Here is a 22452-nt window from a genome sequence, read left to right on the forward strand (position 1 = left end):
TCCACAATCGTTTCCTCCAAACTAATCTGCACCTGCGGCCGTTTTTGCAGACCACAGGCAATTTTATCGCATTTATTATAGTATAAATAGAAAAATACTGCAAGGTGTTTTTATTCTAAGCTCCACACTCCTGTATCTAAGAAGCGCTTTGCTGTTTCGTCTGCCTTTGTGATGACATTCTCGTCGTAGCCAAGAACACCTAAAAGCTTGATTGCGTTTCTTGATACGGCACGTCCCTCGTACAGACGGTAATTGAAGATGACATCGTTATCCTTGACATCTTCTTTGAAATGATAATTGCTGTACAAATGCTCTAACATATGAGTAAGCTCAATATCATGTGTTGCTGCAAAGCACATAACACCGCTGTCGGCAAAGCTCTGTAAGATACGGCTTGATGCCGCGATACGCTCTACTGTATTAGTTCCTCGAAGAACCTCATCTACAAAGCAAAGAACTGGTGTCTTGTCCTGATTTACAGCATCAAGAATACGCTTTAAGGACTTGATCTCAACAATGAAGTAGCTCTCACTGCCCTGAATATTGTCCTTTAATGCCATTGATGAGTAAATTCTAAAGAAGCATGAACGATACTCCTTTGCAAGAGCCATACCACATGTCTGTGATAAAAGTGCGTTGATTGCAACAGTCTTTAAGAAGGTTGACTTACCAGATGCATTTGAACCTGTAAGAAGCACTGGATGATGCTCGTAAATACTATTTGCAACTGGCTCTGAAAGCAGAGGGTGATACATATCCTTTGCCTCAACAAAGCCCTCTTTTGACTCCTCTAATTCACTCTCGCAGTAAAATGGCATAAGCTCGCGGAATGAGGCAATGGAGATATAGGCATCGAGACGGCCAATCTCGTCCATTAAAATAAGCATCTCTTTTTTGTGCTTCTGAACCTTTGCCAACAGACGATTAAACATGATCAAGTCAATTCTAAAGAACATGTTTAAATAGTCCATCATCATAGAGCCCATATTTCCGCTGAACTTGTCAGTGGAACCAAGAAACTTTGCATTTCCCTTTACAGATGAAAGAGCATTTACAGCCTGCTTTAAGTTCTCTGTGTAATCTTTAAGCTCTGGCACATTCAGCTTTAACAGTCCCTGTGCACAGGACACTAAATGTACAATGGCACCAACAGACACATAATATGGTTCAATCTCTGTTTTCTTTTTGTAGTAGGTGTAGATATTGTAGATCAGCACACCTATTGCAACAAGAATACCGCTTGCTGGCTGTGCGATAATCGCAAATATTACTACAACATACAAAAACAGATGCATGTAGTTGTCAAGGTTGCTGTCAGGAAGAAGCTTTGTGATGTTGTTGACATAATCAATCAATGCAAACTTCTTTGAATGACCTACCTTGGAAAGCTCCATCTGGTAAGCTATTCTTGTCTTTTCGTTTCGCTGAAAGAAGCTTATGATGCGGTTTCTCTCCTCAAGCTCCTTCTTGCTTGTCAGCGGTGTACGCAGCAGCTTGTAAAGATAGTCGTCTCCGCTGCTGCTGCGGCACTGATTCATCATACAGAACACAGAGTCCATATCTAAGTCGTTCCATGTGATATCATCAATCGTAAACTCTTCCTTTTTTGTTGCCTGAAAATATTTGGCAATGTGCTCAAGCTCACCGTAATCATACTCTCTCTTTGGCAGATTTCCCCATGAGTTGATGATCGAGCTTAAAAAACGCTTGTTGCGGCGGCTGTTGCTGGTGACAACCTGATAGACCAGCACACCGACAACAATAACGGCAAGCCCGATATACAATAGTGTCGTTGTGTCCATAAAATTCCTTACCTTTCTGTCGGCTCATTATAAGGAGCCTTATCTTTAGTAATATACCTTTTTTTGCGCGTATCGTCAAGGTATCGTTAGATAATTATGCACACAATACCGCCATTGCTGTCGTTTATAATCTTTTTAAGCGCATCCTGAAGCTTTTGCTGGCAGCTGTCTGTCATTTGGTTTATTTTAGCGTTCATGCCGTCTTCGACGATCTGCTCAATTGATTTTCCGAAGATGTTTGTGTTCCAGATTCCATCCTGCTCTTTCTGTGCCGCAGATTCTATGTAATCGACTAGATCTTTTGCCTGCTGTTCACTTCCGACTATAGGTGCAATCTCTGTCTCTACCATGCTTTGTATCATATGAATTGACGGAGCCGTTGCCTTCATTCTGACGCCATATCTGCTTCCGTGACGCACGACTATTGGCTCTGAGATATTTATCTGTTTTCTCTCTGGCGTGACAACACCGTATCCCTTTTGGGCAACTGATTCCATTGCTGACTGTACCTTCTGATACTGAGAGCGAAGTCTGGCATATTCGGCAAGAGCATCAAAAAGCTGCTTTTGTGATGTAAGCAAAAAGCCTGCACATTCACTGGCCAGTGAAAAATAAAGTTCTTCCTTTAAGCTTATCTCATAGACGATCTTTCCCTGTGCAAGATTTGTCTCTTCTAACACAAAGCGGCTAATCTGCTGCGGAAGGTTTTCTTTTTCTGGTACCTTTGCATCGCGCATACAGCTGATCTGATTCATGACTTTCTGCGCAAATTCGATGACTGCTTTTTTGACAGGACTAGAAAGCTCAAGCACATCAAACCAACCCGGCGTTTCAAAATCGACCTGACACACTGGAAATTCAAACAAGATTTTTTTCATCAGCTGACTTATATCCTCAAGATCCATCGATGCGCAGTCCATTGGCACTACTGTAACCTTATACATTTCCTGCAACTTTTTTGTAAGCTGCTTTACAGCCAGTGTATAAGGTGTCTTTGTGTTTAAGACAACTACAAATGGTTTTTGATGCTTTTTAAGCTCTTCTATTGTTTTCTTCTCCGCTTCCTCATAGGCTGCTCTCTCGATTCCCGTCACACTGCCATCTGTCGTCACAACAATACCTACTGTGCTGTGTTCTTCAATTACCTTTCGCGTGCCAAGCTCTGCCGCCTGTGAAAATGGAATATCATAATCAAACCATGGTGTATGTACAAGACGCTCTTTTTCTTCTTCTGTGGCACCAAACGCGCCAGGAATCAGAAAGCCAACACAGTCAATGAGACGAATTTTCATCTCTGTCTTATCCTCTAAGAAGATTTTTGCCGCCTCTGTCGGAATAAATTTAGGCTCTGTTGTCATAATGTTCTTGCCTGATGCTGCCTGCGGAAGCTCATCTTTAGAGCGCGTTTTCGCCGGACCATCCTCCATATGTGGGATGACCATCTCATCCATAAAACGGCGGATAAAGGTGGACTTGCCGGTACGCACCGGGCCTACAACCCCTAAGTAGATCTCTCCGTTTGTTCGCTGTCTGATATCCTTATAAATGTGAAATTCCTTCATACACGCCTCCTGACAATCATCCCCGGACAGTCCGGGCTGTTACTGTCAGTCTATGCGCATATGAAGGAATTTATTCGTTAGGAATTTATTCGTTAGGATATTATTGTTACTTATTTTCCCACAGCAAATTTTCACTCTCAATTGTTCTGTCTCTAAGCATCAGATCCTTTAATGCTTCTGCTGCTGTTTTTCCATCGAACAAAACCTGATTAGTTTCCTGCACGAGTGGCATGGAAACATTATATTTTTTGCTGAGTGCAAGGGCTGCCTTCGCAGAGTACACACCTTCTACCACCATCTGAACTTCGTCCATGGCTTCCTGCATTGTCTTTCCCTGTCCGATCAGGATGCCGGCTCTTCTGTTTCTGCTATGCATGCTTGTGCATGTGACAATCAGATCTCCGATTCCTGAAAGTCCGGAAAATGTCTCCGGCTTTCCGCCCATTGCTACACCAAGTCTTGTGATCTCTGCGATTCCTCTTGTCATAAGAGCTGCCTTTGTGTTATCACCGCAGCCAAGACCATCGCTGACACCTGCTGCAAGGGCAATGACATTTTTAAGTGCACCGCCAAGCTCAATACCTAAGATATCAGGGCTTGTATATACACGAAAGACAGATGACATAAACAAGTTTTGGATGTGCTCAGCTGTCTGTCTGTCCTTTGCTCCAGCAACAACAGTTGTCGGAATGCCGCGACTTACTTCCTCTGCATGGCTTGGGCCAGAAAGAACTGCAACATTTGCCATCGGAAGTTCTTCTTCAATCTGCTGGGACATTGTCATTAATGTTTTTTCCTCAATGCCCTTTGCTACGCTTACAATCAGCTGTCCCTCCTTTACGAAAGGATTCATCTGTTTTGCTACTCCTCTGGTAAATACCGAAGGAACTGACAAAACAAGCATCTCCTTATCAGTACATGCCTCCTGTAAGTCTGCTGTAAATACAATGCTTCTCGGGATCTCAACTCCCGGAAGATTTTTGCATGTATAGCTTTCCCTTAGTGCCTCAATTTCCTTCGGCAGCGCAGACCACGCCGTTACTTCATGGCCATTCTGCGCCAGCACCATGCCAAGGGCAATGCCCCATGTTCCCGTTCCTATAATGCTGACTTTTGCCATAACACAAACCTTCCTTATATTTATTTCTTAGCACCTATTTTATTTTCAGTGCCGCTTAACAGACGCTTGATATTTGCTCTGTGGCGAATATATGCCTGAATTGTAATTAGAGCAAGCAATATAATAAACTCTGCCATATTTGCCGGCTCTACACTAAGCATACCGTTTACGCCGAAAATCACACCCATCACGAAGCAGATTGAAACAACTGTCAGTGAGCCTAATGATACGTAGCGTGTCGTTCCAACAATTACACTGAATGCTGCCAGACACACAGCGGCGATACGAAGATCAAATGCTAAAATAAAGCCTGATGTACTGGAGATTCCTTTTCCGCCCTTAAAATTTAAATAGCATGGATAATTGTGTCCCAAAATAACACCAAACGCCAGATACAGCATATAGATATCTTCCATATGCTGCTGTCCGCTTGAAACAGCCCATGCCTTTACGATCAAACATGGAATAAAACATTTGCACAAGTCGACAGCAAAGACGATAAGACCAGCCTTTTTGCCAAGTACTCGAAGTGAATTTGTCGCACCGGAGTTTCCACTTCCCGCCTTGCGGATATCAATTCCCTTCATTCTTCCATAAAGATAACCTGTCTGGATCATTCCCAGACAATATCCGATCACCAGCAATAATACGCGTATCATTACTTATCTTCCTTTCTCTCGCGGATAATAAAGCGAAGCGGTGTTCCTCTAAAGCCAAATGCATTGCGGATCTGGTTCTCGATATATCGTGTGTAAGAATAATGCATCAGTTTCTTATCATTTACAAAGACAACAAATGTCGGCGGCTTTACTGAAATCTGAGTCATGTAGAAGATCTTTAAGCGGCGTCCTTTATCTGACGGCGGCTGCTGCATAGCTACAGCCTCTGCTAAGATTTCATTTAACACACCAGTTGCAATACGCATAGACTGATTTTCGATGATCATATCAATCAGCTCAAAGAGCTTATCTAATCTCTGTCCTGTCTTTGCAGAGATGAAGACAAATTCTGCATATGGCATATATGCAAGTGTCTGCTTGATCTTTTCTGTCATCTTGTAGATTGTCTTATCATCCTTTTCAACAGCATCCCACTTGTTTACTGCAATGATTACACCCTTACCGCGCTCGTGTGCGATACCTGCAATCTTTGCATCCTGCTCTGCAACGCCCTCTGCCGCATCAATTACCATAACGACGACATCGGCACGCTCTACTGCTGTAACAGTGCGAATGATACTATAGCGCTCAAGATCCTCGTGAATCTTGCTCTTGCGGCGAAGACCTGCTGTATCAATAAGGATATACTCGCGGCCATTTCTCTTAAGAGGCGTATCAATGGCATCACGTGTTGTTCCTGCAATGTCAGATACAATCACACGCTTCTCGCCTACAAGACGGTTTACGATAGATGATTTTCCAACATTCGGGCGGCCTACGATAGCGATGCGCGGACGATCATCATCATCTGACTCACTGCCGTCCTTCTTAAAATGATCACTGACAGCCTCAAGAAGATCACCGACACCTTGATGGTTTGATGCAGATACAGGGATCGGATCACCGATTCCAAGGTTATAAAACTCATATACATCTGCTTCCATCTTCTTAAAGGAATCCACCTTATTAACACAAAGAACAACTGGCTTTTGGCTGCGGCGAAGCATATCTGCTACCTTGCCGTCTGCATCGGTAAGTCCCTGTCTTACATCAACAAGGAAAATAATTACATCTGCAGTATCAATTGCGATCTGTGCCTGATCTCTCATCTGTGACAAAATTACATCACTTGAATCCGGCTCAATACCACCTGTATCAATCAGGGTAAAATTATAATTCAGCCAACTGCAGTCCGCATAAATACGGTCTCTTGTTACACCTGGCGTATCTTTTACGATGGCGATGGAATCGCCTGCAATTACATTAAACAACGTAGACTTTCCGACATTCGGGCGGCCTACGATAGCAACTATCGGTTTACTCATATTCTTCTCGCTTTCTTACATAAATATAAATCTTCAAAAACATTCGTAATTACAGCTCATATGGAGAATGAAGCTGCCCTGTTTCTTCACTTTCTTCCATCAGCATTGCACGAATCAGTTCCTGCCCGTCTGATTTTACAATATTTATCGGAACTTGTAAAGCTTTTTCAACATCCTGCTTTGTTAGATCGTCCAAAAATACTTCTTCATTACTTCTAAACATATTCGCTGGAAGAAGAAGAGCCTCTCCTAATGGCTTGCCTGTAAGCTGCTTAATTAAATCCTGTCCAGTGATCAAACCAGACACAGTAACACCATGTCCGAAGAAATCATTCAAAATCTCATAGACTGTAATGTTCACATTTGGGAACTTCTCATGAACCTTTGCCGCAATATCCTTTAAAAATGGGTATGCCAGCTTTCCTGTCGCAAGAGACAGTGTATGGGCACGCTCATCACCGCTTAACGCTTCCAATGCATAATCTGTTTCTTCTATTAAAAGACGCAGCATACCAACACCATTTTCAAGCTGCACGTAGCCGTCATAAACTTCTTCCGGCGGCAGAGGACGATTTGCAAGCAGATAAAACTCATCACTTGCATGAACAAAATGTGTGCCAAAACGTTCATACATTTCATTTTGAAAACGGCCAATAATATCAAGGGCATTTTCTGCATCCTCTTTTGTAAGCGGCTCTAACGGATACAAGCCTTCACGATATTTACTTAAACCAACTGGAACTACTGACATACTCTGCATCTGCGGATATAATCCTGCAAGATCGCGAATTGAACGCTCTAGCTCGGCACCGTCATTTACTCCCTTGCACAAAACGATCTGACCGTTCATCTCAATATCTGCATCACGAAGACGATTCAGCGTTTCCATGATCTTTCCTGCAAAACGATTGTGAAGCATCTTTACGCGAAGCTCCGGATTTGTCGTCTGAACTGAAATATTGATAGGTGACAGATGATATTTTATAATACGTGAAAGATCATGCTCTTTCATGTTTGTCAATGTAATATAATTTCCCTGAAGAAATGAAAGTCTTGCATCATCATCTTTAAAATAAAGCGTATCGCGCATTCCCGGCGGCATCTGGTCAATAAAGCAGAAGATGCACTTATTTGTACAGGAACGATAATCTGACATAAGACCGCTCTCAAACTCAATGCCAAGGTCTTCGTAAAAGTCCTTATCGAACTCCCACTCCACCTCTGAGCCATCCTTTTTCTGGACAACCATATCTATTTCTTCATTTTGAATATAAAAACGATAATCAAGGACATCCTCGATATCCTGACCATTAATCTGCAGGATCTTATCACCTGGCTCTAGCTCTAGCTCCTCTGCAATTGAGCCCGGCGCCACCGATTTGATCTGATGGGCATGTTTCATAAAATTAACCTCCCGGCCCGCAGGCCTGTATCTATAAGCTGTCAAGTAAAAAACAGCAGATTTCTCCATATTTTACTATCATACCAAAATTCAAAAGATCCTACAAGAGTTTTTGAAAAAAAAGAGGAGCGTCAAAATGACCACCCCTCTTTTGTAATATTTTTATCAAATCTTCTGGAACTTAGCAGCATATACCGGGAAGGTATTTGTGCCCTTGATTTCCTTATCGGCAGAGATGGTTACATTCTTATCTGTGATAACATACTCAAGATCACAGCCTTCACCAACTACAGTATCCTGCATCAGTACGCAGTTTCTTACCTTTGCGCCCTTTGCAATCTTAACACCTCTAAAGAGTACACTATTCTCTACCTCACCCTCGATGATACAGCCATCGGCAGCCATCACGTTCTTTACCTTAGAACCGTTGATGTAGCGTGTCGGGTTATCATCACGAATCTTTGTGTAGATCGGATTTGGTGCAAACAGTGCATCAAGATTTTCATCCTCAAGAAGCTTCATGTTCTCATCGAAGTAGCTCTTCATATCGGTGATTCTTGCAAGGTAGCCGTCAAAACGATATGCCTTTACATTCAGCTTATCGAGTCTATGTGCAAGAATATCACGCTCAAAGTAAACATATCCGCGAACAAATGCAGTATGTACTAAATCAATCAGAAGCTCTCTCTTTAAGATATAAATATTCATAGAAAGCTTCTGTGGACCAGACTCTTCGGAGTTTACATAAATCTTCTTTACTCTATCTCCTTCAAGTGCAAGTGTATAGAAGAAATCTTCCTTCATGATATCTAAATTCTTAAGACTGTCTGCTAATTCCTCTTCCTTATATGCAACTGTTACATCAGCACCACTCTCAATATGAGCCTGCAGCATTGCACTGAAATCAAAATTAACTGCAATATTGGCATCTGACATTACAACATACTCTTCCTTCTGGTCACGCAGAAGTTCAAGAATGCTGGCAAGTGCCTGAACACGTCCGTTATACATCTTTACAGTCTTCTCTGCAAATGGAGGAATAATTGTCAAACCACCATTTTTACGGGTAAGATCCCACTCACGTCCCGAACCAAGATGATCCATCAAGGAATGATAATTATTGCGGACAATAATGGAAATATTATCAATTCCGCTGCTTACCATGCTTGAAAGGATAAAGTCGATCATACGATAACGTCCTGCAAAGGGAATGGAAGCCATAAGACGCTCTGTTACCAGCTCCGGAACCATATTATCATAACTGTTCGGGAAGATAATTCCCAGCGCATTTACATTTGATTTTACCATTGTTCTTCACCACCCTTTACATTCTCGCTGACCATTGCGTTTGGACCAATCTTTGCATTGTCTCCAATATAAACACCTGCACCGACTGTCGCAACGCCCTTGCCGCCCTCTGAGAGCGCCTCGCCTACAACTGCATTCTCGCCAATTACAACATTCTCAGCGATAATACAATGTCTTACCTGTGCACCTGCCTTGATTACAGTGCCACCCATGACAACTGCATCCTCAACAACTGCACCCGGCTCTACAGAAACACCTGCAAATAAAATGGAGTGCTTTACTTTACCATGGATACGGCATCCATCGGTAATCATGGAGTTTTCCACTTCTGCATCTGCACCAATGCGATGACCTGTCATACCGCTGTTTCGGCTATAAATCTTCCAGTTTTCATCGAACAGATTGATACCGCTGTGCTCAGGATCAAGAACCTCCATATTTGCTTCCCACAAGGAAGAAATAGTTCCAACATCCTTCCAATATCCATCAAAACGATATGCATACATATTACGTCCGTCACGAAGAAGGTTTGGAATAATGTTGTTTCCGAAGTCATTTTGAGAATTTGGATCTGCCTCATCCTCAATAAGATACTTCTTTAAGATATCCCAGTTGAAAATGTAAATACCCATGGAAGCCAGATTTGACTTTGGATTCTTTGGCTTCTCCTGGAACTCTGTAATACGAGAATCCTCGTCAGCCACCATCAGACCGAAACGAGATGCCTCATCCCACGGAACCTCCATAACTGCCACGCTGAACTCTGCACCCTTTTCCTTATGGAAACGAAGGAAATCACTGTAGTCCTGCTTGCAAATCTGATCACCTGAAAGGATAATTACGTACTGTGGATTATAACGCTCTATAAAGGAAATATTCTGATAAATCGCATTTGCAGTTCCCTTATACCAGTCAGAGCCGGACGCCTGCTGATACGGCGGAAGAACATGAACGCCGCCATGCAGACGGTCAAGATCCCAAGGCTGTCCGTTTCCAATATATTCGTTTAATACCAACGGCTGATACTGTGTTAGAATACCGACGGTATCAATACCTGAATTCACACAATTTGATAACGGGAAATCGATAATACGATATTTTCCACCGAAAGGTACTGCTGGTTTTGCAAGCTTCTGTGTCAGTGCATACAGACGTGATCCCTGTCCACCGGCAAGCAGCATTGCAATCATTTCTTTTGCCATGATTAAAATCCCCTCTTTCACTTAGCATACATCTAAATTATACCACGCTTTTCAAAAAAAGCGATGGTTTTTTGTTCAAAAATACTCATTTTATTTTGTTACTTTTCAACAAATTTGCATTTTGTCCTATACTTTATCATATTTGCTTTTTATTTTTGTGAAAATAAGGTAGAAATTGCGCAAAAAGAAGTTGAAATTCGGTTGACAAAAATAAAAAAGCACTCACGCAAATGTTTACATGAGTGCTTTTTTGCTTATTCTATTTTCTCTGACAAATCTGGCTGCTCTTGTATTTCTTCCGATGCTGCCAGTTGCGGTTCTTCTAGTATTTCTGCCACTTCTGGCTGTGGCTCCTCTAGTATTTCTGCCACTTCTGGCTCTTTTTGTTCCCACTCTTTAGTGTTTTCTTCCTCGTCCACCACTTCCGGTTCTAATATCTCTGTCTCTGACTTAGCATGCATGAAATATTCCTGAATATCAATCTGCTTTTCTGTCAGCAAATATAACTTATAGTAATAACGATTGTTATACAAGAAGTTGATTTCGCCGCCAATAAGCACAATATTCATGCAGACATACATCCATACTAAAAACACGATAATTAACGCAAGGCTTCCATACATAAAGGCAAGATTCTTACTGTTGCGTATATATGTGGCGTAGATCGCTGAAAAGCTGTACCATCCAATAGTTGCTGCGATTGCACCAGGCATCTGCTTTCTATAAGGCAGACGCTTTTGCGGGAAAATGTTGTAAACGGCAAGAAAGAAAAGAATCATGCCGCCAATCGCAATGCCATTTTGCAAAATGGTAATCAAAACAGTCCAGTTTTCAAGTTCCGGCCATACCGAAATTAAAAACACACGAAACTTGCTTCCATATACAAGAAATGCCATTACAAGAAGCATTATCACTAGAAATATGCCCGTATATACAAGACACAATGCCCTGTGTACAAACCAATTTCGCTGTTCCTCTCTTTTATAGACGCGGTTTAGTCCCTTAACTAAAAATGAGATTCCCGTTGATGATGACCACAATGCCATGATAATTGTGATCGACAACGCTGATACGCTAAGCGATTTCTCATACAAATCAGACACAATTCCTGTTACAAGCTCAAGCATTTCTTCTGGAAGAACAGAGGATACTATCTTTAGAAGCACCTCTGGCGACAGCATCATGCGTGACATAAGCCAAAGCAAAATCATCAGCATTGGAAACAATGACATAACCATAAACAATGTAATAGTTGCAGCATTTGTCATGACCTGATCGTCATCGTACAACTTTTTTGCAAATCCGATAGGATTTAAAATAGACTGAATGATACCTGTCTTTTTCTTTACTTTAGGTGTATGTTCTTCATTTTTCTTTTTCCGAAGATGAATCACTCCTCCACCTGCTTTATCACTACTTCACCGGCGTGCTTATAGATACTTCCGGCGGGAACGATTCCTCTGACTGAGGAAAGTGGATAGATATTGCTGTTTGGTCCGATAACAGTTCCCGGATTAAGAACGCTTCCACAGCCAACCTCTACATTGTCGCCGAGCATTGCACCGAATTTCTTTAATCCTGTCTCGATCGCTTCATTTTCTGATTTTACAACAACAAGCTTTTTATCAGACTTAACATTTGATGTAATGGAGCCTGCACCCATATGAGACTTATATCCCAAAATGGAATCACCTACATAATTGTAATGAGGAACCTGTACATTATTGAACAAAATTACATTCTTTAATTCTGTTGAATTGCCAACTACACAATGCTTTCCAACGAGTGCATTTCCACGGATAAAAGCACAATGACGAACTTCTGTATCCTCGTCAATAATACATGGTCCTGTGATAGATGCCGTTTTTGCAACTACAGCTGACTTTGCTACCCATACATTCTTCTCAATCTCATCAAACTTATCCTTCGGAAGTGTCGGGCCAAGTGTTAAGATAAAATCCTTAATCTTCGGAAGGATTTCCCACGGATAGCAGTCATCCTTAAAAAGCTCCTTTGCGATTGTCTCTTCTGTGTTATAAAGTGCAGATACTTTAATTGAATCCATCTTTTTACCATACCTTTCCGTAGTCTGCGATTTTTGCAGGCTGCCTATCATCATTAGTTTACTTTATATTTTGCTTTTGTGCAACCATGTTTTTTTAAGACTTGCGCGAAGTCTCATAAAAAGCCTCAAAGCCTGCAAAGTTTCCGCGGATTGCTCCCGGATTTGTTACCTGCTTAACTCCCTGTGTTCTTCTAGCAACAAAATTTTGCAGCTTATCCATATATTCCTGTGATGTGATCGTACCCTCTGAAACATAAGTCAGTCCCTTTTCCCAGCTAGCTGTCAGCTCAGGATTTAAAAGCTGCCTGATAGACACAGCTACTACTTCATATATGGCTTCTCCAAGCTTTTGCGGCTTTATGATCTGTGTCTTTGCATTTAGAGACAAATATCCATTTGATACAAGTTTTTTTAAAATCTCTGCACGCGTAGCACTTGTTCCAATGCCGCTTCCCTTAATCTGCGCGCGAAGCTCATCATCTTCAATAAGCTGGCCTGCATTTTCCATGGCCAGAATCAGTGAACCTGAGTTATAGCGCTTAGGCGGTGATGTCTCACCCTCCTTTACAGCATATGAGGTTTCTTCAAAGAGCATACCCTTTTTTAAGCCTGACAAAATACGGCTTAAAAATGATGTTTCATCAACAGCAAATTCTTCCTCGCCTTCTTTTTGTGCTATACTTTCCTGTGGCATGCCTGTTACCTTTAAATAGCCCGGATCCTCCAGCATACGATATGATGTGAAAAAGTGCTCCGTCTTTACCTGAAATTCAAGTGCGTATTTTTTATAGACAGCCGGCCCATAAAAAATGCTGAGAAAGCGGCGGCAGATTACCTCATATACGCCCTTTGCCACGCCTGACAAACGCTCATATGCACCAAGACCTTGTCCCGTTGGAATAATGGCATAGTGATCTGTGATCTGCTTATCGTTTGTGTAGCGTGTCTTTGCGATTGTTTTCCATGCATCCTGTGACAAGATTTCCTGTGCAAAACTGCCCACAGGTGCAAAATTACTTAAGCCGCGAATATTTTTTGAAATTTCTTTTGCCACTGCAGTAGAAAGCACACGCGCATCTGTTCTTGGATATGTGACCATCTTCTTCTCATATAATTCCTGAACGATTTTAAGTGTCTCATCAGGACTTATCTTAAATCGTCTTGAACATGTATTTTGAAGCTCGGCAAGATTAAATAAAAGCGGTGGCTGCTTCTGCTCTTTTTTCTTCTCAATTTTAATTAAAGTACAGTCAGGCTTTTTTTCTTCTGGATTAAGAGGTGCCTCCAGATAACTTATAAGCTCCTGTGCCGTCTCTCTCTTTAAAAAACCATTTTCCTTATAAAGCTTTGGCGACTGAAAATACTTTGAGCCTTCCACACTTCGCCACTCAGCCTCTATAGTTCCCTTATTTTCCTCCTGTGCCACAGGAAGCGATATAATCACACGGTAAAATGGTGTCTTTACGAAGCTTCGTATTTCACGTTCTCTTCGTACAACCATGCCTAGTACACATGTCATTACACGTCCTACTGAGATGACAGACCACTTTGTATTCATAAAGGAAGCAACAGCAGGACCAAATTTCAGCGTCAGTGCTCTGGAAAAATTGATGCCCATAAGATAATCTTCCTTAGCTCTTAAATAAGCAGAATCGCTCAGATGATCATAAAAGCTCCAATCCTTTGCCTCACGTATTCCTCTTAAAATTTCTTCTTCTGTCTGAGAATCAATCCACACTCTCAGCCTCTTTTTGTTCTTGACGCCGGCCATCTGGTCTACCAGACGATAAATATATTCACCTTCACGTCCAGAGTCGGTACAAATATAAATAGTATCTACATCTGCACGGTTTAATAATCCCTTTACAATGGCAAATTGTTTTTTGACAGAGCCAATCACCTCATATTTCCATTCCTCTGGGAAAAATGGAATTGTATTAAGGCTCCACTTTTTGAGTGCAGGATCATAGATCTCTGGATAAGACATCGTGATCAAATGACCAACACACCAAGTCACCACATACTGGTCAGACTCTAAATAGCCGTCCCTTCGTCCGCCATTTACCTTAAGCGCCTTTGCAAATTCTGCTGCAACGCTCGGCTTCTCAGCGATAAACAATTGTTTCCCCATGAAAAAACCTTTCTACATTTACTTTTTTCCTTAAAACGCAAACAAGAGGCAGTAGTTTTTGCTGCTGCCTCCTCCTTGCTGTTATACCAAATATTATAATGTTTGATGGAAACGATATTCTGTAACAGTTGTAAACTTTGTATTTGCCTTTAATACACAGCTCTTGAAATTCTCATGATGAATGGAATCCGGGAAAAACTGTGTCTCAAAGCATGCACCGCAGAATGGCTTATATGAGCTTTTATTTTTTCCGCATTCAATTGTTGTTCCATTTGCAGTATATACCTGCATACCTGGCATATCGGTGTAAACATCCATCACGATACCGCTCTTTGCACCTGTCATAGATGCAACCTTTGCAAACTTGCCATCTGTCTTTAAGACATAGTTATGGTCATAGCCGCCGCCATTTTTTATCTGCTCATCATCTGCATGAATATCCTGTCCGATGGTTTTTTCTGTTCTAAAGTCAAATGGTGTTCCTGTAACATCTCTATACTCACCTGTCGGGATCAGAGTTGCATCAGAAGGTGTAAACTGATCAGCATCAATCCATACCTTCTGTGACAAAACATCACCACTGTCATGACCATCCATGTTAAAATAGCTGTGATTTGTCAGATTTGCAAGTGTGTCCTTATCGCTCTCCATATCATATTTAAGAGAAAGACCATTCTCATCACTTAGCGTATAGGTAACTGTAACTGTAAAGTTACCCGGATAATTCTGATCACCATCTGGACTATGAAGTGTAAATGCAACTGAGTTTTCTCCAATCTTTGCATCCCACAGACGCTTATAGTAGCTTCCCGGGTTGCTGTGAAGATTGTTAGGACCATTATTAGCCTCAAGCTTATAAGTAACTCCATTTAAAGTGTACGTTGCATTTGCAATACGGTTTGCATGACGGCCTACGACAGCGCCAAGACTTCCGTTATTCTCCAGATAAAGCTTTGGATCACCAAATCCTAATACAACATCTACCAGATTTCCATTTTTATCTGGTACAAGAAGACTCTCAATAACAGCACCGATATCAAGCAAAACTGCCTTCATTCCGGATTTGTTTGTGAGTGTGTAGGAAGAAATCTCCTTCTGATCGGCTGTATAGCCATAAAACTTTTTTTCAACAGACATTTTTATCCCCTTTCTGTCACTATTTATATTTTACGCTTATGCGTTCTTTGGTGTGATATAGCCCTTTGCAGTTAAAAGCTCTGCACTCAAAACTGCACCGCCTGCTGCACCACGCAGTGTATTGTGGGAAAGACCAACAAACTTATAGTCAAATGCAGTATCTTCTCTCAGACGGCCTAATGAGATGCCCATTCCATGCTCATAATCACGATCTAAGTGTACCTGCGGACGGTTGTCCTCCTCCATGTAGCGGATGAACTGCTTTGGTGCGCTTGGAAGATTTAACTTCTGCGGCTCGCCGCTGAAATTGTTCCAACGATCAATGATCTCTTCCTTTGTTGGCTTCTTCTTAAAGTTTACAAATACTGCTGCTGTATGACCATCCTCAACTGGTACACGGATGCACTGTGTTGTGATCAGCGGTCCCTCTGCCTTCTTGATCACGCCATCCTCAATCTTGCCCCAGATACGAAGCGGCTCCTGCTCACTCTTCTCTTCCTCACCTGCAATGTAAGGAATTACGTTGTCGATCATCTCAGGCCAATCCTTGAAGGTCTTTCCTGCTCCAGAAATTGCCTGATATGTAGTTGCAACAACAAGTGTTGGCTCGAACTCGCGCAGTGCGTGAAGTGCTGGTGTATAACTCTGGATTGAGCAGTTTGGCTTTACTGCGATAAATCCTCTCTTGGTGCCAAGACGCTTTCTCTGATAAGGAATGATTTCTGCATGCTCTGGATTTAACTCCGGAACCATCATCGGAACATCTGGTGTCCAACGATGTGCGCTGTTATTAGATACAACCGGAACCTCTGCCTTTGCATAAGCTTCCTCAATTGCACGGATCTCATCCTTTGACATGTCAACTGCACTAAATACAAAATCTACCTGTGCAGCAACTTCTTCTACCTGATTAACATTTAACACAACAAGCTTCTTTGCTGCCTCAGGCATCGGTGTCTTCATCTTCCAGCGTCCGCCTACTGCCTCCTCATAGGTTTTTCCTGCAGATCTTGGACTTGCTGCTACTGCAACAAGCTCAAACCACGGATGGTTCTCCAAAAGTGTTACAAAACGCTGTCCTACCATTCCTGTCGCACCAAGTACGCCTACCTTTAATTTCTGCTCCATCTGTGCACCTCTCTCTGTTTTTGTTTTTCATAACTCTTTATATGTAAGGGCTATTTGCCTACATATCGTATATTACTGCTGTGTATCTGTCGGCTCAGATTCAGTTTGCTCATCATCTTTTTCTGATGACTCCTCACTGTCAACACGAGCACCGCAATTAGTACAAAATACATCCTCCTCATCAACTGCAGCACCACACTCAGGACAAACTTTCTGTGTCGGCTGAGGTTCTGACTCTGGCTGCGGTCTTTCTATTTTTGTTCCGCAGTTAGGACAAAACAGCACATCCTTTGAAATGGTTGCGCCGCAGCTTGGACAAGTATTCTCATTTTTGATATCCCTAATCTGCTGCTCACACTTAGCAATCTTTTCCATCGCATCAGCAATGATCTGAAACTGATTTGCCATGTCATTCTCCACATCATCCTTGTGAAGCTCATAGTATCTTTCTCCAATTGCCATGTATGTATTTTTCATCTGATTTTTTGCTTCATTTACCTGAGCATTCAAACGAGAAATGGCCTGCTGCTCTTCGAGCTTGCCCTTGATATCTTTCGTCATCTCCTGGGCTTTGTTTCCAAAATCCTTTGTTACCTTTGAAAATTGATCAAAAATAGACATCGTATCCTCCTTCAACACTTTAATTTAGTATCATAAAGTATAGCACTTGCTTTTTCTTTCGTCAATGACTCATTTTTCAAAATGGTATCATATCCTATATTGGGGGTCGTGTTCACGGGTTTTCTTATACAAAATGCACTTTTTCCGTGAAGATATATGCCCTTAAGCTTCATTAAAAGGAGGCAACTATGGAACCGATGCTTGATGTTAGCAATCTTTCCTTTGATTATCTTTCTGCATCATCTTGCTTACCTGTAATCGACAATATCTCGTTTCAGGCTTTTGAAGGCGATTTCATATCGATTGTCGGACCGTCCGGCTGCGGAAAATCAACGCTTCTTGATATTATCGCCGGTCTGATGCCGTCATCTGCCGGACAGGTTTTCTTTTTAGGCGAGCCTGTCATAAAACCGAGAAAGGAAATTGGATATATGCTGCAGAGAGATCAGCTTTTTGAGTGGAGAAGCATTCTTCGCAACACACTTCTTGGTCCTGAAATACAGCATTCCTCCCATAAAGATAAAAGAAAAGCACGAAAAACTGCTTCTGAAATGCTTACTCGCTATGATCTTGGCGGCTTTTTGGGTGCAAAGCCTTCTGAATTATCCGGCGGCATGCGCCAGAGAGCTGCTCTTATTCGCACACTGATCATGGAGCCCACGCTTTTACTTCTGGATGAGCCATTTTCAGCACTTGATTACCAGACAAGGCTCACTGTCTGCAATGACATTTGTGAGATTATCCGCACGAACAAGAAAACTGCCATTTTAGTCACACACGATCTGGCAGAGGCTGTCAGTACAGGAAACAGAGTGCTTGTTTTAGGGAAGCGACCTTCAACAATTAAAATGGAGCTCGTATTTGATCCTGATTTTACTGCACTCTCACCACTCGCCCGCAGGAACCATCCATTATTCAATCCATATTTTCAAAAGCTTTGGGAGGCATTTGCCCATGAAAAATGAAGAATTGATGCGTCTGCTTGCCAGACGACAAAAAAGAAACCGCAAGCTTTTAACTGCCGGACGGTTTCTGATTGGGATTTTGTTTTTTGCCATCTGGGAGCTTTGCGCTCGATTTGGCATTATAAATGATTTTATTTTCAGCAGTCCGTCACGCGTCATACGCACAATACAAAGCTTTGCAGCCAATAATACACTGTGGCTTCATGTTTCTGTTACACTAAAAGAAACAGCACTCAGCTTTTTTATGACTATGGTCATAAGCCTTTTTACCGCTCTTTTATTCTGGCGCTTTCGCTGGATCTACAAGCTGTTTGAGCCATATCTGATTCTGTTAAACAGCCTGCCAAAATCAGCACTTGCACCACTTTTAATTGTGTGGCTTGGCAATAAGCCGCGCACCATCATTGTTGTCGCAGTTTCTCTCGCCGTATTTGGCGCAATATTAACGCTTTACCACGCATTTGAATCTGTTGACCCAGAAAAGATAAAGCTAATACAAACGCTAAACGGCACAAAAATGCACATCATCACAAAGGTCTTGCTTCCCAGCACCGTGCTAGTCTTTATCAACAACATGAAGGTCAACATTGGCCTTTGTCTTGTCGGTGTGATAATAGGTGAATTTTTAGCAGCCCGCGCAGGTCTTGGCTACCTTATCATTTATGGCAGCCAGACCTTTAAAATGGACTATGTAGTTACATCTATAGTAATTTTATGTACGGCAGCTATTGTGCTGTATGCACTTCTTACATGGGCTGAATCTGCTTACAATCGCTATTATTTAAAGAATGCCTCAGCAAACTGATCCATTGCAAGCTGACTAGAACGAGCCATAAGCTCACGGCTGGAATGCATTGCCAGAATCGGTACGCCAAGATCTACTGTCATTGCCGGAATTGAAGTACTTAAGATACTTCCAAGTGTTCCGCCGCCAACAGCATCTCCATGATTAACAAACTTTGTATGAGCGATCTTCTCTGCACGGCAGATTCCCTCTACAATTGATACTGCATTAGTATCTGTTGCATATCTCTGGTTGTAGTTCATCTTGATAACAACACCACCCTCCATTGGAATCGGATTGGTCGGATCGTTCTTCTCTGGATGATTCGGATGCATAGCATGAGCTACATCCAGTGATGCTGTCAGGCTGTGAAGCATTACATCGATGAATGCTGTGCGGCTCTTGTCTGTATCTGGTGTATTCAGATAAATCTTCTCTAAAATGGAAGACAAGATTACTGAGCCTGCACCCTGCTTTGAGCTTGAACCACACTCTTCGTTATCAAACAATACAACAAGATTACAGATATCAGAAAGTGCCTCTGTATCCATGATTGCATTTAAGCATGACTGGCAGGAGGTCAAGTTATCAAGTCTTGGCGCTGATAAAAACTCATCATCAAAACCTGTAATTGATGGCTCCTCACCATTACATAAAAACAGCTCATAATCAAGAATGCTGTCTGCCTCAATGCCAAGCTCTGCAGCGATCTTTCCAAGAAGCCATCCCTGTGTATTTTCCTTTGCTCCGATTAAAGAGACAATCGGCTCAAGATCAGTCTGAACCTTTAACTCAACACCCTTATTTACTTCTCTGTTCATATGAATTGCCAGGTTCGGGATTACGGCAACTGGCTTTTTAGAATTGTACAGCATGGTCTTCGGATTAAACGGATCATCTGTTGCCACACATACACGTCCTGCAATTGTCAGCGGACGATCCAGCCATGTATTTAAGATTGGGCCACCATAGCGCTCTACATTTAAAGTGATGCAGTCAGATTTCTTTCTTTCCGGATTTGGCTTAATCATAAAGCACGGATTGTCGATGTGGGATGTGATAATACGAAATCCCTTAAAGCCAGACTGCGGCACACGAAATGCAGCAAGTGAACGATCATAAATTGATACATAATATGCCTTTCCAGGCTCAAGCGCTGCAGACTCTGCAAGTGAAATGCGCTCAAAACCTGCCTTTTCAAGCTGACTGATGGCCTCCTTCATTGTATGATACGGTGACTGGGAGTGGCGGATCAGCTCAACCAGACGATTTGTGGATTCCTGTAATTCCATAACTTTTCCTTTCTGACAGGGCTTATAAATAGCCCTGTTCTGCAATTGCAATTAATGTCGCTATGCTTCTCGTATCATACCATAAAACAAAGAAATTGTCACTTTAAAAAATTGGTTTTACTATCTTTCTACCATAACACGACACTTTTTGCGGTAAAATGCAATTCCATATTTTAAAATTTTCTGATAGCCATCATTGCGCAATGCCTGTGTATATTGTCTGGTATCAATCTGCTCTAATGCATCACGACAATTTTGATCAAGCGATTTTTCATCATCGCTCCATTTTAATTCCATTACAATACCAAATGCATCGTCATCATATCCTGCCTCAATAATAATATCACTAAATCCATTCCCGGATTCTCGATTGGAATAAACACTCCAATCATCTGCAAATCCTAAAATTCCAATCAATAGTCCATGATAGAAATTTTCCTTAACCGTTTTTACAAAATTATCACGAATGCTAATCGTTTTTGTCATATACTCCGTCAAAATCTTTTCAACCACTGGCGCATTCGCATTTTGCAATGCAGTATAAAAATTTCTGAACATCTCACGATTTTGAGAAACTTCTCCACGAAACAATTTCAATATACGCTCAATGATAATGTTGCGAATCTCGCGATTCGGAATTGCAAGCCGATAATAGCCATCTCCTTCCTTCCCATGCTGCGTCAGATAGCCCGTCATAAACATAGTACTCCATAAATTATCAATGCTTGTATATAGCTCCTTGTAGGTAATCATCTCATCAACCCGTTTGACAACCGTTTCTCCATTTACCAGTCGCTCAAGTTCACGCTTTGCAAGCATTCCTGGCTGATTCAAACTATCTACAAAATGATTGATAATCTCATTTCCACTTGTATTCATCCAATAGTTTTTTAATTCTGCGTTTGGATTTTTGCAATGATCTCTGCAATAATTTACAACATCCCACGCGCAATAAACATCGGCATTGCCAAACCGATACCCATCATACCATTCCTTCACTTCGTCAAACCGATCACTCAATCCATAGTATTGCAGCATTTCCATTACTTCTTTATTTGTAAAACCAAAGGTTTCATCAAATTCATCATCCGTGATCGAATAGACTTTAAAATTGTTCAACCCGGTAAAGATGCTTTCCTTTGCAATTCTCAGGCATCCTGTCAGTACCGCAAAAGCAAGGCTGTCATTTGTTTTCAACACATTTCCAAAGAGATTGCGAATCAAAAGAATCATTTCATCATAGTAGCCGTTTTCATATGCTTTTGCCAATGGTACATCATATTCATCAATCAATACTACTACCTTTTGATGATAATGTTTTTCAAGAAGCAATGTTAGACCTTTTAAGCTGACCGCTAACGTATCCGGCTCCATCTTTCTGTCAATCAGCTCAAAATATCTTTTTTTGTCAATTTGCGTAAGTTCATTGCTCTCAATTAAAAACTGAAAACGCTCTATCTCATCACAGATGCTCTGAACCAATAACTTATACGCACCTTCATATGAATTTGAGTCTACCCCTTTTAGACTGATTGAAATTACAGGATATTGTCCCATATACTGTCTGCACAATTCAATATTCTGAGCAATATATAAGCCTTCAAATAAAGTGGGATCTGTTTCTTTTTCAAAAAAGCTTTTAAGCATACTCATATTAAGCGATTTTCCAAAACGGCGCGGACGAGTAAACAAAATCACCTGACTGCCATCTTCAAGTACCTGTTCAATTAGTTCCGTCTTATCTACATAATAATAATTTCTTTTCCGAAGTTCACTAAAATTTTCAATTCCAATTGGAAGCTTTAATTTTTTCTCCATGAAAACCTCCTTAAGCAATTCCTCTACCGATTTCTTTCCTATTTTTTTGTCATTGTATCATATCTCACTTCTTTTTTCAATGTAAAACGAAGGTTCTACTGACTTTTCCAGCCCCACTAGTTTCAATATTT

Annotated in this window: 18 protein-coding genes; 2 read left to right on the plus strand and 16 right to left on the minus strand. The window is 41.5% G+C overall.

The window, feature by feature from the left end:
* Positions 1–110 precede the first annotated feature (110 nt).
* The 14 genes from WJP93_RS10565 to WJP93_RS10630 form a co-directional block, all read right to left on the minus strand.
* Positions 111–1802 (minus strand): hypothetical protein, encoded by a 1692-nt coding sequence (locus WJP93_RS10565; RefSeq protein ID WP_227101952.1) that lies wholly within the window; start codon positions 1800–1802, stop codon positions 111–113.
* An 86-nt stretch (positions 1803–1888) separates the two neighbouring features.
* Positions 1889–3364, minus strand: coding sequence for a stage IV sporulation protein A (spoIVA, locus tag WJP93_RS10570; protein WP_337548233.1), 1476 nt, complete (start codon positions 3362–3364; stop codon positions 1889–1891).
* A gap of 106 nt (positions 3365–3470) precedes the next feature.
* Positions 3471–4484, minus strand: coding sequence for an NAD(P)H-dependent glycerol-3-phosphate dehydrogenase (locus WJP93_RS10575; protein ID WP_337548235.1), 1014 nt, complete (start codon positions 4482–4484; stop codon positions 3471–3473).
* A 20-nt stretch (positions 4485–4504) separates the two neighbouring features.
* Positions 4505–5143, minus strand: a complete 639-nt coding sequence (plsY, locus tag WJP93_RS10580) for a glycerol-3-phosphate 1-O-acyltransferase PlsY (RefSeq protein ID WP_066564059.1) — start codon at positions 5141–5143, stop codon at positions 4505–4507.
* Positions 5143–6468 carry a ribosome biogenesis GTPase Der gene (gene der / locus WJP93_RS10585; RefSeq protein WP_066564057.1) on the minus strand — a complete coding sequence of 442 codons (1326 nt, stop codon included), beginning with the start codon at positions 6466–6468 and terminating at the stop codon, positions 5143–5145. The genes plsY and der overlap by 1 nt, the downstream gene beginning before the upstream one ends.
* 49 nt (positions 6469–6517) lie before the next feature.
* Positions 6518–7870: a DUF512 domain-containing protein gene (locus WJP93_RS10590; protein ID WP_337548237.1), complete on the minus strand. Its 1353-nt coding sequence runs from the start codon at positions 7868–7870 to the stop codon at positions 6518–6520.
* A 165-nt stretch (positions 7871–8035) separates the two neighbouring features.
* Entirely contained in the window at positions 8036–9178 is a 1143-nt protein-coding gene (glgD, locus tag WJP93_RS10595; RefSeq protein WP_337548239.1) for a glucose-1-phosphate adenylyltransferase subunit GlgD, read from the minus strand.
* Complete coding sequence (locus WJP93_RS10600; protein ID WP_337548241.1) at positions 9172–10380, minus strand: glucose-1-phosphate adenylyltransferase; 1209 nt, start codon at positions 10378–10380, stop codon at positions 9172–9174. The genes glgD and WJP93_RS10600 overlap by 7 nt, the downstream gene beginning before the upstream one ends.
* Before the next feature lie 254 nt (positions 10381–10634).
* The gene (locus WJP93_RS10605) at positions 10635–11774 is read right to left on the minus strand and encodes a YihY/virulence factor BrkB family protein (protein ID WP_337548242.1); all 1140 of its coding nucleotides are present in this window, start codon (positions 11772–11774) and stop codon (positions 10635–10637) included.
* Positions 11771–12445, minus strand: a complete 675-nt coding sequence (locus WJP93_RS10610; protein WP_118612453.1) for a UDP-N-acetylglucosamine pyrophosphorylase — start codon at positions 12443–12445, stop codon at positions 11771–11773. Before WJP93_RS10610 ends, WJP93_RS10605 begins: the two co-directional genes overlap by 4 nt.
* Before the next feature lie 94 nt (positions 12446–12539).
* Positions 12540–14576 (minus strand): DNA topoisomerase, encoded by a 2037-nt coding sequence (locus WJP93_RS10615; RefSeq protein ID WP_227101958.1) that lies wholly within the window; start codon positions 14574–14576, stop codon positions 12540–12542.
* Between the two features lie 93 nt (positions 14577–14669).
* The gene (locus WJP93_RS10620) at positions 14670–15713 is read right to left on the minus strand and encodes an aldose epimerase family protein (RefSeq protein WP_227101959.1); all 1044 of its coding nucleotides are present in this window, start codon (positions 15711–15713) and stop codon (positions 14670–14672) included.
* Between the two features lie 36 nt (positions 15714–15749).
* Positions 15750–16841, minus strand: a complete 1092-nt coding sequence (asd, locus tag WJP93_RS10625; RefSeq protein WP_066564039.1) for an aspartate-semialdehyde dehydrogenase — start codon at positions 16839–16841, stop codon at positions 15750–15752.
* Positions 16842–16913: 72 nt separating this feature from the next.
* Positions 16914–17462: a zinc ribbon domain-containing protein gene (locus WJP93_RS10630; RefSeq protein ID WP_227101961.1), complete on the minus strand. Its 549-nt coding sequence runs from the start codon at positions 17460–17462 to the stop codon at positions 16914–16916.
* Between the two features lie 188 nt (positions 17463–17650).
* On the opposite strand from WJP93_RS10630, the gene WJP93_RS10635 reads away from it, so the two are divergent.
* Together WJP93_RS10635 and WJP93_RS10640 are read left to right on the plus strand one after the other, a co-directional pair.
* Positions 17651–18427, plus strand: a complete 777-nt coding sequence (locus tag WJP93_RS10635; RefSeq protein ID WP_227101962.1) for an ABC transporter ATP-binding protein — start codon at positions 17651–17653, stop codon at positions 18425–18427.
* A complete protein-coding gene (locus WJP93_RS10640; protein WP_066564034.1) occupies positions 18417–19232 on the plus strand; it encodes an ABC transporter permease in 816 nt (271 codons plus the stop codon). The genes WJP93_RS10635 and WJP93_RS10640 overlap by 11 nt, the downstream gene beginning before the upstream one ends.
* Here the strand turns inward: WJP93_RS10640 and WJP93_RS10645 are convergent.
* The gene (locus tag WJP93_RS10645; RefSeq protein WP_066564032.1) at positions 19205–20503 is read right to left on the minus strand and encodes a M18 family aminopeptidase; all 1299 of its coding nucleotides are present in this window, start codon (positions 20501–20503) and stop codon (positions 19205–19207) included. The two genes, WJP93_RS10640 and WJP93_RS10645, sit on opposite strands and share 28 nt — an antisense overlap.
* Before the next feature lie 120 nt (positions 20504–20623).
* Complete coding sequence (locus WJP93_RS10650) at positions 20624–22321, minus strand: AAA family ATPase (RefSeq protein ID WP_337548245.1); 1698 nt, start codon at positions 22319–22321, stop codon at positions 20624–20626.
* Positions 22322–22452 lie beyond the last annotated feature (131 nt).

The organism is Anthropogastromicrobium sp. (genome assembly GCF_037349415.1).
GTDB classification, from domain to species: domain Bacteria; phylum Bacillota; class Clostridia; order Lachnospirales; family Lachnospiraceae; genus Anthropogastromicrobium; species Anthropogastromicrobium aceti.